The sequence below is a fragment of the Streptomyces sp. NPDC088732 genome (assembly GCF_044751205.1).
GTDB lineage: Bacteria > Actinomycetota > Actinomycetes > Streptomycetales > Streptomycetaceae > Actinacidiphila.
In genome coordinates this window covers 25,529-39,534 of the sequence record NZ_JBIVLI010000031.1, presented here as the reverse complement: position 1 = coordinate 39,534, position 14,006 = coordinate 25,529, and the positions used below count along the sequence as shown (strand labels likewise).

At 69.9% G+C, this 14,006-nt stretch carries 11 protein-coding genes; 7 read left to right on the top strand and 4 right to left on the bottom strand.

Features of this window, described 5'->3' with window-relative positions; all coding sequences use genetic code 11:
- Positions 1-51: 51 nt before the first annotated feature.
- Both ACIP9H_RS37105 and ACIP9H_RS37100 read right to left on the bottom strand, forming a co-directional pair.
- Complete coding sequence (locus ACIP9H_RS37105; protein WP_401590921.1) at positions 52-1,581, bottom strand: 4-hydroxyphenylacetate 3-hydroxylase family protein; 1,530 nt, start codon at positions 1,579-1,581, stop codon at positions 52-54.
- A 539-nt stretch (positions 1,582-2,120) separates the two neighbouring features.
- The gene (locus ACIP9H_RS37100) at positions 2,121-4,685 is read right to left on the bottom strand and encodes an FG-GAP-like repeat-containing protein (RefSeq protein ID WP_401963392.1); all 2,565 of its coding nucleotides are present in this window, start codon (positions 4,683-4,685) and stop codon (positions 2,121-2,123) included.
- Positions 4,686-4,990: 305 nt separating this feature from the next.
- Here ACIP9H_RS37100 and ACIP9H_RS37095 point away from each other — a divergent pair, with 305 nt between their 5' ends.
- The 3 genes from ACIP9H_RS37095 to ACIP9H_RS37085 all read left to right on the top strand — a co-directional run bounded on the left by ACIP9H_RS37095 (position 4,991) and on the right by ACIP9H_RS37085 (position 9,032).
- Positions 4,991-6,937: a hypothetical protein gene (locus ACIP9H_RS37095; protein WP_401590915.1), complete on the top strand. Its 1,947-nt coding sequence runs from the start codon at positions 4,991-4,993 to the stop codon at positions 6,935-6,937.
- Between the two features lie 629 nt (positions 6,938-7,566).
- Complete coding sequence (locus ACIP9H_RS37090) at positions 7,567-8,325, top strand: DUF6928 family protein (protein ID WP_401590912.1); 759 nt, start codon at positions 7,567-7,569, stop codon at positions 8,323-8,325.
- Positions 8,326-8,498: 173 nt separating this feature from the next.
- Complete coding sequence (locus ACIP9H_RS37085) at positions 8,499-9,032, top strand: DUF4262 domain-containing protein (protein WP_401590909.1); 534 nt, start codon at positions 8,499-8,501, stop codon at positions 9,030-9,032.
- Positions 9,033-9,177: 145 nt separating this feature from the next.
- On the opposite strand, the gene ACIP9H_RS37080 is transcribed toward ACIP9H_RS37085, so the two are convergent.
- On the bottom strand, positions 9,178-9,963 hold the full coding sequence (locus tag ACIP9H_RS37080; protein ID WP_401590906.1) for an SDR family NAD(P)-dependent oxidoreductase: 786 nt from the start codon (positions 9,961-9,963) through the stop codon (positions 9,178-9,180).
- A gap of 85 nt (positions 9,964-10,048) precedes the next feature.
- On the opposite strand from ACIP9H_RS37080, the gene ACIP9H_RS37075 reads away from it, so the two are divergent.
- The 4 genes from ACIP9H_RS37075 to ACIP9H_RS37060 all read left to right on the top strand — a co-directional run bounded on the left by ACIP9H_RS37075 (position 10,049) and on the right by ACIP9H_RS37060 (position 13,450).
- Positions 10,049-10,885, top strand: a complete 837-nt coding sequence (locus ACIP9H_RS37075) for a helix-turn-helix transcriptional regulator (protein ID WP_401963389.1) — start codon at positions 10,049-10,051, stop codon at positions 10,883-10,885.
- Positions 10,886-11,454: 569 nt separating this feature from the next.
- The gene (locus tag ACIP9H_RS37070; RefSeq protein WP_401963387.1) at positions 11,455-11,745 is read left to right on the top strand and encodes a hypothetical protein; all 291 of its coding nucleotides are present in this window, start codon (positions 11,455-11,457) and stop codon (positions 11,743-11,745) included.
- Entirely contained in the window at positions 11,742-12,407 is a 666-nt protein-coding gene (locus ACIP9H_RS37065) for a winged helix-turn-helix transcriptional regulator (protein ID WP_401590901.1), read from the top strand. The genes ACIP9H_RS37070 and ACIP9H_RS37065 overlap by 4 nt, the downstream gene beginning before the upstream one ends.
- A 176-nt stretch (positions 12,408-12,583) precedes the next feature.
- Positions 12,584-13,450 carry an NAD(P)H-binding protein gene (locus ACIP9H_RS37060; protein ID WP_401590899.1) on the top strand — a complete coding sequence of 289 codons (867 nt, stop codon included), beginning with the start codon at positions 12,584-12,586 and terminating at the stop codon, positions 13,448-13,450.
- 36 nt (positions 13,451-13,486) lie between these two features.
- On the opposite strand, the gene ACIP9H_RS37055 is transcribed toward ACIP9H_RS37060, so the two are convergent.
- A complete protein-coding gene (locus tag ACIP9H_RS37055; protein ID WP_401590896.1) occupies positions 13,487-13,954 on the bottom strand; it encodes a winged helix-turn-helix transcriptional regulator in 468 nt (155 codons plus the stop codon).
- Between the last annotated feature and the right edge of the window lie 52 nt (positions 13,955-14,006).

The window sequence follows — 14,006 nt, the reverse complement described above, 5'->3', positions numbered from 1 at the left end:
TCCGCGGACGGCCGCCGCCGCCGCGGACCGCCCCCCGCACCGTCATGCGGCTCAGCGGACCCGTGAGCCCTCGAGCTGTGCGCCGTCGAGGCGCCGGGCGTACTCGGCCTGCTGGGTGTAGGCCGTCGCCTCGGGGGCGGCGGGCTCCGAGACGCCGCAGACCTTCCGGGCGAGCTGCGTGAGCGGCCCGGTGGGCGACAGCTCCGAGCGGGTCATCGTGCGCATGCGGGTCCCGAGCAGGGGGGTCCCGTTGAACTGCTCGAAGGTGCTCACCCGGTCGCCGAAGTCGGAGAGGAACAGGTCGCGGATGACGCGCGAGATGCGCACGCGGTCGTAGGGCTCGCCGGCCGCTCCCGCCTGAAGCGGTTCCAGCCACTGGTGCAGCTCGGGGTTGTTCCACTGTTCCTCGGTGGGGAACAGGAGCGAGGCGCGGCCGGCGAGGTCGACCACCTCGTTCCTCATTTCCGCGTACCTCTCCAGGTAGTACGAACGGCCGAAGTCGAAGAGCAGGACATTCGGCTTGTAGAGCCCCGACGGCGAGATGAACCCTTCCGTCTCGGACGCGATCACATGGGCGCGCATGGTCTGGTAGAACTCGACGAGACGCGCCAGGCGGGCCTGCACCGGAGGAATCTGGTAGGTGCCGAGGTGCTCGGTGATCAGCATCGCGAGTCCGACCATGAGTTCGGCCCGGACCATCTGCCGGATCAGCGACTCGTAGTGCGTCCAGTCGAAGATGCGCTGCGGGTACAGCGAAGCGTGCTCGGGACTTCCGATGTGGAATACGAGCTCCCACGGAATGAACACATTGTCGAAGATGACGGTGCATTCGAGCTCGTCGCCGGCCGAGGAGATCGGGTGGTTGTCGGGGTCGTCTCGCACCGTCGCCTCGCGGGAGACGATCGTGACGCCCGGCGCGTTCGCAGGACAGGCGCCGTAGATGACCTGTTCGCTCTCGATTCCAGGGCGGTAGAAGACGCCGATGTGGATGTAGTCGGCGAACGGCACACCGGTGGCGACGGCTTTGACACCGTTGACCACGATGCCGTCGTCGCGGGTCTCCACAACACGCAGCGCGGTCGTGGCCGCGTGCTGCTTGGACCGGTCGATCTGGGGGTCGATGAAGGCGAAGGCGCAGTTGAGGTCGCACTCCTTCACCAGTTCCAGGAACTTCCGGATGCCCGCGGTCAGGTCGCGCCCGCCGGTGCCCACGGACTGGTCGCTCCACGGCTGCGGGTCCTCCTCGTAGGTGACCAGGCCGTAGTTGTTCGCGCACGGGGTGCGCCCGATCGATCCGCCGTCGAGCTCGCGGACCACGGTCTCCAGATACACCCGCTTGCGCCGCAGCCCCTCGGCGTCCCCGTGCTTGAACCACATCATCGAACGACGCACCCCGTCGTCGTCGACGAAGGTCATGGCGTCCTGCATCCCGGGCTCGTGATGCAGGTCGTAGAACTTCGCGAAGGTCTTGGCCGCTGCACGGGTCTTCGGGTGCGTCGTGACGTCGTCGACCCGATCGCCCCCGACCCAGACAACGCGTCCGTCCCTGAGGGACTCCAAGTACTGGTCGCCAGTTCGCATTGAATGCCGCCTTCCCACTTCACCGAGTACCGTCGTGCATGGCCCGCTCCTGCCGGGTCGTCCCGGAATTTCCCTCGGCGGATACCGTCCGGGAATTCCGGGAGCCCGTTCGCTTTCAACGACTCGGAGTACGGGAAATCAGCGCCGCGTCGACCGGCCGTCCGACTTGCTCGATGTGCGTCGACGGCACGTTCTGGTGCGGCGCGGAAACTCGCTCGACCGTTGATTTCCCCGAGGTTAGCCAGGAGATGTTAGGCGGCCGTTAATCGCGCCGGGGTGCCGTGAGCAACGTTGTCGTGCAGTCCGGCCGCGTAACGGGTCCTTGCTCGCACGTACACCCCCTCCCTTCCGAGAACGATCATTCGTTTCGCGTTGCCCATCCTGAGGCACCGGGCGGTTGAGCGTCTAGACGAACGTTCGTTTTTCTTTAGAGGCGAAGCCCTCCCCCGCGCGACGGCCGGAACGCACACGTCGCCCCCCCCGTGCTGGGGAGGGCGACGTGTCGGTGCGCGGCAACCCGAGGGAGGTTGCGCCGGTCGTCAGAGTCCGGCGACGGCCTGCGCATCCGAGCTCGACGGGTCCGGGGTGTGCGCCGGGGCCGATGCCCATCGGTCGAAGCGGTCGGTGGGGGCGTTGGTGACGCGGAACGTGCCGTCGCCGCCCGAGAACGCCACCGGCAGCGTGTACCACCACGGGGTGTGCGGGCCGCGGACGAGGGCGACGTCCGTACGGCCGTCCCCGTCGAAGTCGCCCGCCTGCACCCTCACTCCGGGTACGGAGGCCCAGCCGGCGAAGTCGACCGACGACGCGTTCGTGACCCGGAACGTACCGTCCCCGTTGGAGAACGCCACCGGCACCGAACCCCAGCCGCTCCCCCCGACCAGCGCGACGTCCGCCCGCCCGTCGTGGTTGAAGTCGCCGCCGACCGGCTGCACCCCCGCCACCTGAGCCCACGCCGCGAAGTCGGACGAGGGCGTGTTGGTCACCCGGAAGGTGCCGTCGCCGCCCGAGAACGCCACCGGCAGCGTGTACCACCACGGCGTACCGGGCCCCGGTACCAGGGAGATGTCCGTGCGGCCGTCCCCGTCGACATCGCCCGCCTCGATCTTCGCCCCCGGCACGGAGGCCCAGCCCGCGAAGGCGACGGAGGAGGCGTTCGTGACCCGGAACGTACCGTCCCCGTTGGAGAACGCCACCGGCACCGAACCCCAGCCGTTCCCGCCGACCAGCGCGAGATCGGTGCGGCCGTCGTGGTCGAAGTCGCCGGGGACGACCTGCGCCCCGGGGACCTGAGCCCATCCGGCGAAGCTGTCCACGGAGCCGTTGGTGATGCGGAAGGAACCGTCCCCGTTGGAGAACGCCACCGGGACCGAACCCCAGCCGGGACCGCCGGCCAGCGCGATGTCCGAGCGGCCGTCCCCGTCGAAGTCGCCCACCTGCGGCTTCACCCCCGGCAGGGACGCCCAGCCGGCGACGTCGCCGACACTGGTCCTCGTGGCCCGGAACGTCCCGCCGCCGGCGGCGAGGGCCACCGGCAGGGTGTTCCAGCCCTCCGCGCCCAGCGCGGCGAGGTCGGTGCGGCCGTCTCCGTCGAAGTCCCCGCTGTACGTCCGCGCTCCGGGTGCGGCCGCGAGGCGGGGGAAGTCGCCGGCAGCAGCGAAGTCCTGGGAGAAGCCGCCGTCACCCTGGGAGGACGCCACGGGCAGGCCCTGCCACGCGTCCGAGGCGCTGAGCGCCATGTCGGTGCGGCCGTCGCCGTTGAAGTCGCCGCTGGAGACGGCCGCGGTCGCGGTGGTCGAGGAGACGCCCTGCCCTGGGTTGACGAACACCCCGCCGGGATAGCCGACGTCGCACAGGCCGTCGCTGTCGACGTCGCCGAGCGAGACGTCCGCGAGCCGCGTCGTCGACTGGTTGAGGTAACTCCAGCGGCCGCCCAGCGAGCTGGACTGGTACCACCAGGTGATGCCGGTGGCGATGAAGGCGTCGCCGACCCCGTCACCGTCGAAGTCGCAGTACTTGCGCTGGCCGCCGGTGTACGAGTCCAGGGTGTTGGCGGACTGGTGCAGCCCGGTCTCGGTCTGGTCCAGCGCCGCGTGGATCGGCAGGATCGAGCCCACCCAGAGACTCGAGTGCTGGAAGACATTGTGGGACACCGTCATGCCCACGCTGGGGGTGCCGCGCAGTTTGACGCCCGTCCCGTTGGTGTACCAGACGGTGTTGTACTCCACGTCCATGTACTCGCCGGCCGAGCCGCACTCGTAGCTGCACGACGAGTCGTTGCCGTGCATGTCGATCTCATGGGTGTGCCAGACATGGGAGTTGTCCCCGCCGCCGCCCCAGATCAGGTTGCGGTACGCCAGGTAGCCGTCGCCGGCCGAACCGTCGCCGGTGATCGCGTGCCGGTTGTAGTCGAACACGTTCCGTTCGACCAGGGAGTAGGCGCCGTGGCTCATCACCACGCCGTAGCCCGCGCCGTGACCGCAGCAGAAGGTGCCGGTGGGGTGCTGGTTGTGGTGGATGTAGTTGTCGTGCACCCACACGGTCCGGGCGTTCTGCAGGCCGATCCGGTTCTGGCCGTCCAGGACGCTCACCGCCGCTCCGCGCCAGTGGTCGATCTCGCTGTGGTCGATCTCCACGTTCAGGCTCGAATTCACGCGGATTCCGTCGGAGTCGCTGGTGTCGACCGCCGAGTACGGATCGTCGCTCTCCCCGCCCTGCAACCGGATGCCGCTGATCCGCACGTTGTCGCTGTGTGTGCCGTCCCCGTCGTTCCCGACCATCAAGAGGATGCGCGGGAAGGAGGTGGTGAGCAGCCGCGGCCCCCGCGGACGTTGCGAACGGTCGCCCAGGATCTGCACGCCCGGGGCGACCGGCAGGGACTCCCGGCCGGTCAGGTCCAGGTCGACGTTCCCGGCGATGCGCACCACCGCGTCCGGTGTCGCGATCGCCTGGACGAACAGGTCCTGCTGGCTGTTGGAGGTGATGGAGAAGGCCGGCGCCGCGGCGGGCGCGGCGGACGCCGCCGGACCTCCGCCGAGCAGCAGCCCGAACGCGAGCGCCACGGCGCCGCCCAAGGCGGAGCGCCGAAGCCCGAAAAAGCCCACGACTGAGTCCCCTTCGAAGGAATGGACGAATGGATTGCCCCCTGCCAGGTGGGCGTTCCAGGCCGTGCCATCCCGTGCCGCGCCGTGCCGCCGCTTTCCCCGCCGGTCCCCGGAAGCGGCCGGAGCCAGGACCTCACGGGGCGTCAACCCGCCGTACGACGTGCGGCTGTTCCCCGGATCCGGCCTCTGCGATAGCCTTACTCGCCGTCCTCCGCCTGTGGCAAGGCCACCGATCACGACCGACACGGCGGTCCGGCGGGCTTCCCCCTGGCGTTGTCGAGTGCACCCAGGAGAGAAACGCTGCCGTGAACGATGTCGATGCGCCCGCGCGGGACGCGACGGGTCCGGACGCGCCGGCGGCGGAACGGTCCGCCGAACTCCGGACGCTGCTCGACGAGGGCACCCGTGCCGTCGTCGACGACGGCGATCTGCGCGCCGGCCGCGACCGGTTCGAACGGGCCTACCGGATGGCCGAGTCGGCCGGTGACGCGCGGGCGATGGCGGTGGCGGCCCTCGGCTTCGGCGGCCTGTGGGTGCACGAGCACCGCACCGTGGCGGGCTCGGTGCTCCTGGAATCACGGATACGCCAGGCACTGGGCGTGCTGGACCCCGAGTCGTCGCTGGCCCTGCGGCTGCGGATCCGGCTGGCCGGGGAGGGCGACTACCGCCGCAGCGACCAGACGGCCGTGCTGGCGCTGCTCGAAGAGGCGCGGTCCCGGCGCAGTCCCATGGCGCGCGCGGAGGCCCTCAGCCTGGCCCACCACTGCCTGATCGGCCCGGAGCACGGCGCGCTGCGCCGCGAACTGGCCGCCGAACTCGTCGCGGAGAGCTTCCGCACCTCGCGCCGCAGCGATCTGCTGATGGGCCTGCTGTGGCAGACGGTCGACATGTTCCTGGACGGCGACCCGCACGCGGAACGCTGCCTGGCCGAACTGCGCGGCCTGCTGGCCGAGCAGGACCACCTCGCGGTGGGCTTCGTCGTGAACGCGATGGGCGTCATGCTCGCCGTCCGCGCGGGCCGCCTGGACGAGGCCGAGGAACTGGCCCGGGCCTGCACCGAGCGCGGGACCGCCGCGGGGGACGTCAACGCCACCGTGTGGCAGGCCGCTCAGCTGGTGACCATCCGCTGGTACCAGGGCCGGGTGGTGGAACTGGTGCCGCTGCTCAGCGAAGTGGTCAACTCCCCCACGCTGAGCGCCGTGGACGACCATGCCCTGGCCGCCCTCGCGGTGGCCGCGGTGACGGCCGGGGACCGGCGCAAGGCGGTCAGCGCGCTGGCCACCCTGTGCGGTCGCGACCTCGGCGACCTGCCCCGGTCGAGCAGCTGGATGGTGACGATGCACGGTGTCGCGGAGGCCGCCTACCTCCTCGACGACACCGCCACGGCGGCGCGGGTGTACGAACTGCTCAGTCCGTACGGGCACTTGCCTATGGTGGGCAGTCTCGCCGTGGCCTGCTTCGGCTCGGCCCAGCACGCCTTGGGGGTCGCGGCACTGACCACGGGGGACGTCGACCGTGCCGTGGCCCATCTGCGGGACGCGGTACGGCAGAACCTCGCCCTCGCGCACTGGCCCGCGGTCACGGCGTCCCGCGAGCGGCTGGCGACGGCACTCGAACGGGCCGGCCGGCCTGCGGAGGCGGACGCCGTCCGGCAGGAGATGGCCGCGGTCGCGGAGCAGAGCGCGGGGCCACCGGTGGACGACCGCGGAAGCGCCCCGTCGCCGACGGCGGTCTGCACCCGGTTGGGCCGCAAATGGCGGATCGGGCTCGGCGGGCGCAGCGTGCTGGTGGAGCACAGTGTGGGGATGCTGCACCTGGTGGTGCTGATCGCCAATCCGCGCCAGGAGATCCGGGCCGTCGACCTGGTGGCGGGGCTGACCGCGCTCAGCGAGGCTCCCGAGCGTCCGGCCCTGTCCGGGCAGCCGGTGCTGGACCGGGTGGCGACGCAGGAGTACCGCGACCGCCTGGCCCGGCTGCGTGCGGAGCTGGACGAGTTCAGGACGGCCGGCGACGACGACCGGGCGGCCGCCGCCCAGGCCGAGCACGACTGGCTCAAGGGCCAACTCGTCGGCGCCACCGGCCTGAACGGACGCGCCCGCCGCTTCCCCGAGGGCAAGGAACGCTCCCGGGTCGCGGTGAGCAAGGCCGTCCGCCGGGCCCTGGACAGGATCGCGGCGGCCGACCCCGTGATCGGCGAACACCTGCGGCACGCCGTCCACACCGGCGTCCGCTGCTCGTACTGGCCGGACTGACGGCGGCCGGGTGCAGCGGCCCGAATGGAGCCCGGATCTGCTGCGGGCCACGAGCGCCGGCCTGGCCTGCGGCGACACGCGCGACGAGGCCGTCTCAAGTCCGGGCCGCCGGTCGGGCACCTCGTCGGCGGCCAGGTGAACCATCGGAGCCGGGCTTCTCCCGTGGTTCACCCACGCTGTTCGCTGCTGCCGCCCAGTTGGAACGCGAGCGGCTGTGGCCGGGTGCGCTGGCCCAAGCCTTCCTCCAATGGTCACGTACAGCTCGCCGTCCGGCTCTAGGACTGTCCGGCGACCGCGACTGCCCGCTGTGCAATCCCTTCTACAAGACCGATGAACGCGCAGTCCTCGAACTCGCGCTTCATGCTCTGCCTTCACGGCCGGCGCGTGAACTTCGGTTCTTGGTCGCTCCGCTTGACGCGCTCTATGTGGCGCGGACCTGGCCTGGCCCTTATGCCTCCCCGGATGAGGGTCGGTGGGCCCGGCGGTGCTGGGGCTGACTGCCGATCGGGCCTTGGTCGAGTGCGCCCTTCGTCCCGGAGTCGAATGGACCGGAGCCGGCCCATCTCGCGTTGTCAGTGGGGGCGGCTACTGTGCACCCACCAACGAGGGCCACGCCCTGAGGAGGGGTTTTGGGAGCCAAGACGGGCTTTCTCGTGTACGCCGAAGGCGACGTACCGGTGCTGCTGCGAGAAGCGGGCGCAGCGGACCTCGCACGCACGGCCGACATGATGCGACTGCTCTACCCGGGCTGGGAGATAGAGGAGAGCGCGGGCTCGACTCTCTGGAACGGCGTATACCCCCCGGAGGGGACGGCGTACGCGGCGAGCTGGCCCGGCGTCGAGGTTATCGGCGACCAGAGGGTGATGATCGACTTTCCTTCCCAGCTCCCGGAACACCTCGTGGCGGCAAGCGCCGGCCGGCGGCTCGTGCTGCACGCGATGCACAGCGTTGTGGACTGGCTCGCGTTCGCTGTCTGGGAGGACGGCCGACTCGTCCGCTCTCTGAGCCTGTCCCCGGACAGCGGCATCATGGAGAACATCGGCGAACCTCTCCCCTTCGAGCTGCCCTACTGGGCCGGAGACCGCCCGGCCGACGTCATCCCCTGGCCTGACGAGGACGAAGAGCCCTACCCGCTGCCGTTCCACCCCTTGGAACTGGGCGAAGAAGCACTGCGCGCGCTCTGCGGCTTCGTACGGGAGGGCCGCCCCGAGCCGGCCGACATCAACGCGAACAGCATCCGACTGCACGGCTTCCGGGTCCGGGACCCGCACGGCCCTGACCCCGCGGAGCGGGAAGCGGCACTGCAAAGAGCCATGGAAGTCATGGGCCCACCACGCTTCTTCTCTCTGGGCCCTGACGGCTCACTCATCGAACGCGACGGCCTTTAGCCCGGGACTTCTTCGTCCCGAAGCACTGCGAGCGACTGTGCGACTTGCAGCCGAACCGCTTGTGACCTGGGCGGACCGTCCGCGAGCGTCCGTGGTTGTGTGCGCACGTGCGGGGTCGTTGTGGCGCGAGGAATCGGGAGTTGGGGCCAAGCCATACAAGTATCCTCACGGCCATGCCCACCGGTCACACCGCCTGCCACTGCGTCGTCTGCCAGGACAACACCGAACTGGATCCCCGCACCCGAGCGACTGTCAACGCCATCCATCAGCACGGGTGGCAGGTCATGATGGTCCCCGCCGACGACCGGGGACCCGGCTGGGCCTACACCATCGGCCTCTGGCACAACCACCGTATGCCCGGGCTTGCCATGTTCGGCCTGGACATCCGCTTGATGCAGACGGTCCTCAACGACCTCGGACAGCGCGCTGTTGAAGGGCACTCCCTGGGGGCCGACCAGAAACGGGACGATGCCGCGAGCGTGCCCGTCGTGCTCAAGACCGTCGACTACCGCTGGTACAAGGCGTTCTTCGGTGCCGCAATCGGCTACTACACCAAGCCGCCCTTCCCCTTCCTCCAAGTCGTCTGGCCGAACCGCGACGGAACCTACCCCTGGCAGTCCGGCGGAGAAGACCTCCTGGATCTCCAACCCCGACTGGACCTGCACCCCGACAAACACCCTGGCGGGGTATGGACACAGGACCTGTGAACGTCCGGGTCCACCCGAACCGCCTGGGACTCAGCGCACCCTGGGAATGCTCCTACGACACCTGATCCGGACCCCGCCGCGATGGCGCTGCGGGGCTTGCTCTCGCCCAGGGGGACCCGGCGGCCCACGGCCCGGGCCGTTCTTGTCAGGCGCCGGCGCCCCCGTCGACCGGCAGGATCGCGCCGGTCACGTACGAGGCCCGGTCGCTGAGCAGCCACGCGGCCGCCTCGGCGATCTGGCGCGGCTCGGCCATCCGGCCGAGCGGAATCTTCGCGGTCATCTGCTCGACGACGCCGGGAGTCGCCGCCTCCCAAGTGTCGATCATCTCCGTGGAGGTGCCACCGGGGGTGATGCCGTTGACCCGGATGCGGTCACCGGCCCAGTTCACCGCGGCGGTCTCGGTGAGGCTGTTGAGAGCGCGCTTCATGGCGCCGTAGGCGGGCAGGGCGGGGTTCGCGCGGCGGCTGCCGATGCTCGAGGTGTTGACGATCGCCCCGCCGCCGCCCCGTCGCATGAGTGAGGCCTCGGCGGTCATGGCGGTCCAGTGCGAGCGGAAGTTCACGGCGAACTGCTCGTCGATGTCCTCGTCGCTGGTGGTCTCGACCGGGCCGAACTGCTGCTGAGGGACCGCGCCGTTGTTGAAGGCGCCGTCGAGCCGTCCGTGCAGCTTTTCGACGTGGTCGACAGCTGCGCGGATGCTCGCGGTGTCGGCGAGATCCAGGGTGACGGCGTCGGCGAGGCCGCCGTCGGCGCGGATCTGGGTGACGAGGCGATCGAGGGCGTCGGTGCTGCGCGCGGCGAGCACGACGGCGGCGCCCTCGGAGGCAAAAAGCCGGGCCGCAGCCGCCCCGATGCCGCGGCTGGCGCCGGTGATGAAAACGACCTTGCCGGTGAGCAGGCCGATGGGTGCGAGGTCAGTGGTGTTCGTCATGACGCCAGTGTCAGATCGGCCGCGGGCCGGATGGAGGCACAGGCTGTACCAGGATGCCTCACCGCACAGCGTGCAGACTCGGGGTATGGACAAGCAGGAACTCGGGGCGTTCCTCCGCAGCCGTCGCGAGCGGCTGCGGCCGGAGGATGTCGGCCTTCCCTCCGGACCACGACGCCGGACACCGGGGCTGCGCCGCGAGGAGGCCGCGGTCCTCGCGCACATCTCCACGGAGTACTACATCCGGCTCGAGCAGGGCAGGGCCCCCTGGCCGTCGGGCGAGGTCCTCGCCGGGATCGCGGGCGCGCTGCGGCTCACCGACGCCGAGTCCGACCACCTCCACGTCCTCGCGGGCACCGCGCCGACTCGTCACCGGATGCACCGACGCGACGTCCGCCCGAGCATCCTGGCGCTCCTCGAGCGGCTGCCGCAGACGGCGGCCTTCGTGATGTCCGCCGCGTTCGAGGTGCTCGCATGGAACGACCTCGCGGCCGCACTCATGGAGGACTTCGCCCAGCGCGCCCCCGAGGACCGCAATCTCGCACGCCGCGCATTCCTCGAGCCGCAAGGCACCGAGGCGCCGCTGTACGGGATCTCCGACGCCGCCGAATTCCGCCACCAGGTGGTCATGCAGCTGCGCGCCGCCCTCGCCCACTATCCGACGGATCCTGTACTGGTCGGCCTCGTCGACGAACTGCGCGACGCCAGCCCCGTCTTCGCGCGGCTCTGGGAACGGCACGACGTACAGGCCGCACCCATGCTCACCAAGACCTTCCTCCACCCGGTCGTCGGACCGATCACCGTCGACTGCGACACGCTCGCCCTCACCGACCGCGACCAGTACCTCGTGCTCTACAGCGCGCCACCAGGATCCCCCGGCGCCGAGGCACTGGCCCTGCTGAACATCCCGGGATCCGAAGCCTGAATATCCGCCGTGGCGCCGCGGTCGGCCACGGCCAACGCCGTCGCCGGCTGCGAGCGACCTGGTGACCCGAGTCGCCCGTGGCTCCTGGTCCGACACCCCGGGCCGACGATCCTGGCCGAGGACGTCGTGGAGCATGTCCTCCCGCTGAACTTCGGCATCGCAGGCGGACCTGCCACTGAGTCGGCCATGTCGGACAGGGCAGGCTCGACGCACTCGGCCTGGCCCTGCCGTAGTGCTCTTCGACAGCCTGTACACCGACGCCGCCGTCAAGCAGTTCGCGGCCGTGCCGTGTCCGGCGGCTGCTCGACCCGCACACGGGCGAGGCAGATGACGGCGAGGACGGAGACCCCGCGCGCCTCTTACTCCGGGTGCCCGCCACGTTCATGCCGCTCCCTCCTGGTCACCGACGGACCGATGACATGTTGAAACACGAACGAATCTCCATTAGGCCGGTCGGGAAGGTTTCCGCTCGTGCGGTAGTTCTAAAACCAGTAGCATTGACTATATGTTTTAGAAGCATCTTTCGATCTTGCGTCGAGATGCTTGACCGCACACGGAAGGACGGGCTCATGGACCGGGGAAGCACGTGGATGGTGGGAGTCCGCCTCCCCTCTGCCGCACGGAGCGCAGTCCGCCACTTCTACCTGGTGGACGGGGCGGTCAGCGTCGTGGAAGCACGCAGCGCTGCCGTCAGCGAGGCCGGGCACGCTGCCGATCTTGCGGGTCGGCACGGTGCCGCGCACGACACTCTGCACGTGGAGGTGCAGCGCGTCGTGCGGGACCCGCTGGGCAGGGTCGGACTGTCCGCCCCCTTGCCCCTCGAGGGGTCGGGCGCCTCACTCGTCCGGGACGCGTCATGAGCCGCTCCTACGAGCAGGTGTGTCACATCGCCCGCGCACTCGACGTGCTGGGCGAGAGGTGGACGCTGCTCATCGTGCGAGAGCTCACTTTGGGGCCACGCCGCTACAGCGATCTGCTCGATGCCTTGCCGGGGATGGGTACCAGCCTTCTCGCCGCACGGCTGAAGCACCTGGGCGAATACGACGTCGTGCGCCGTACGACACTGCCCGGCCCGGGACGCGCCGCGGCCTACGAGCTGGGCACCCGGGGCGAGGCCCTGATGCCGCTCCTGGCCTCCCTGGCCTCCTGGGGCGGAGGCCTTGAGCCTTCGCCGCCCGGATACACCGACCGTGCCGCATGGAGTCTGGTGGCCATGCGCCTCACCGCTCCCGGGGAGGCGGCAGGCTTCACCACGCTCACGGAGCTGGTCGTGGGCGAGGAGACTCTGTGGCTGCAAGGCGACGGTGAGCAGGTTCGGGCCGGGATCGGGCCTGCACCGGTGGCACCGGGTATGCGGCTGACCTGCGGGAAGACCACGCTCTTCGCCCTCGCCAAGGGCCAGGCCGATGTCGATGGCGCGATTGCTCGCGGAGACCTCGTCGTCGAGGGCGACCCTGCCACCGCACGGTTGTTCTTTGCGCTGTTCACCCTGCCCGACGGCCATCAAGCGCCTTCTCACTGATCCTGCCTCCGGCGACGGTGCGCGAGCCCGAACGGGCACGCCTCGACGGTTTGCCTTGATGCCGGCCACCACGCCGGTCATGGCCGTACGCGCCCCGCCCCGCAAGCACACGCACACCACCTTCCGCCCCTGAACGCGGGGAGCGGAGCACATCGAGGAGAAGGAGACCCTTGTCCATGACGCGCAATCTTCTGGTCATCGGAGCGACCGGCCAGACCGGCCGGCACACCACCGAAATACTCCTCCAGCGCGGCCACCGTGTCCGCGCGCTCGCCCGAAGGGCCGACGAGCGCTCCGCGAAGCTCGCCGGCCTCGGTGCGCAGATTGCGATCGGAGACGTCCACGATCTCGGTTCCCTCGCTCGGGCGACCGAAGGAATCGACGCCGTCTACTTCACCTACCCGATCGCCCCCGGCCTCATGGACGCCACCGCGAACCTCGCCCAGGCTGCCGAGGAGAACGGGGTGGGCGCGATCGTCAACATGTCCCAGATCTCCGCTCGCCGCGAGGCCGGCAGCAACGCGGCACGGCAGCATTGGGTCGCCGAGCGGCTGCTGGACCGCGCTCAGGCCGCAGTCACCCACCTGCGTCCCACGTTCTTCGCCGAATGGCTGACCAACATGTGGGACGGGACAGGCGAACTGCGTCTTCCGTTCGCCGACGCGCGGCATGCACCGATCGCCGCCGCCGACCAGGCGAGGGTCATCGCGGCGATCCTCGCGGATCCCGACCCGCACGCCGGCAGGACCTACCCGCTCCACGGAGCCGTCGAGCTCGACCACTACGAGATCGCCGAGGCGATGTCCCGGGCCTTGGGCCGAAAGGTCACCTACACGCCCATCGAACTTGAGGAGTTCACCGCCATCCTGGACAAGCGCGGGGCCTCGCCCCACCTCGTCCAGCACCTCCTCGCCGTGGCGGTCGACTACCGCAACGGCGTCTTCTCCGGGATGAACGACGTGGTGAAGAGGATCGGCGGCGCCGACCCCCTTACCGCGGAATCCTTCGTCGCCCAGAACCGGGCCTTCTACGAGGCCACCTGAGGCCCGCGGGGCCCGAAGTCGGGAACCTGCGCCTCGTCAGCACCCCTGGGACGCATGGACGGAGATCTCTCCCGACCGGACCGGCCTGCCGCACGCTTGGCAGCAGACCTCGGCGACGAACACCGCGCCGCAGACGTCATGCAGGAAGTCGCCCCGGGGCACTGCCTCCTCGCCATGGGTATCACCCCATCGCTTGAGCACCAGGATGACGTGTCCGAGTTCCCGCCCCTTCCGGGTGAGTTCGTACCCGGCCAGTCGGCCCTTCTCGGGCGAGTGCGGCTGCAGAATCCCTGACGCGGTGAGCTTTCGAAGCCTTGAGGACAGGACGTCTCTGGGAGCACCGACGTCCCGGAGGATGTCGGTGTAGCGGGAGGCGCCGAAGGCGACGGCGCGCACGATGTGCAAGGACCATCGATCGCTGATCGCGTCCAAGGCGACTGCCAGCACATCCCTTTGAGGTTTGGATTCCAAACCATGACGTGTATGCTTCGTGTGGTTTGACATTCAAACCACACTACTCGAGGGAGGATGCTGCGACCGTCGTGTCCGCTGACCA

What these genes read in the sequence shown, in the direction of transcription:
- ACIP9H_RS37105 (WP_401590921.1), bottom strand. Translation starts at nt 1,581, where the DNA reads ATGCGAACTGGCGACCAGTACTTGGAGTCCCTCAGGGACGGACGCGTT.
- ACIP9H_RS37085 (WP_401590909.1), top strand. Translation starts at nt 8,499, where the DNA reads ATGCCCACCGGTCACACCGCCTGCCACTGCGTCGTCTGCCAGGACAAC.
- ACIP9H_RS37080 (WP_401590906.1), bottom strand. Translation starts at nt 9,963, where the DNA reads ATGACGAACACCACTGACCTCGCACCCATCGGCCTGCTCACCGGCAAG.
- ACIP9H_RS37075 (WP_401963389.1), top strand. Translation starts at nt 10,049, where the DNA reads ATGGACAAGCAGGAACTCGGGGCGTTCCTCCGCAGCCGTCGCGAGCGG.
- ACIP9H_RS37070 (WP_401963387.1), top strand. Translation starts at nt 11,455, where the DNA reads ATGGACCGGGGAAGCACGTGGATGGTGGGAGTCCGCCTCCCCTCTGCC.
- ACIP9H_RS37065 (WP_401590901.1), top strand. Translation starts at nt 11,742, where the DNA reads ATGAGCCGCTCCTACGAGCAGGTGTGTCACATCGCCCGCGCACTCGAC.
- ACIP9H_RS37060 (WP_401590899.1), top strand. Translation starts at nt 12,584, where the DNA reads ATGACGCGCAATCTTCTGGTCATCGGAGCGACCGGCCAGACCGGCCGG.
- ACIP9H_RS37055 (WP_401590896.1), bottom strand. Translation starts at nt 13,954, where the DNA reads ATGTCAAACCACACGAAGCATACACGTCATGGTTTGGAATCCAAACCT.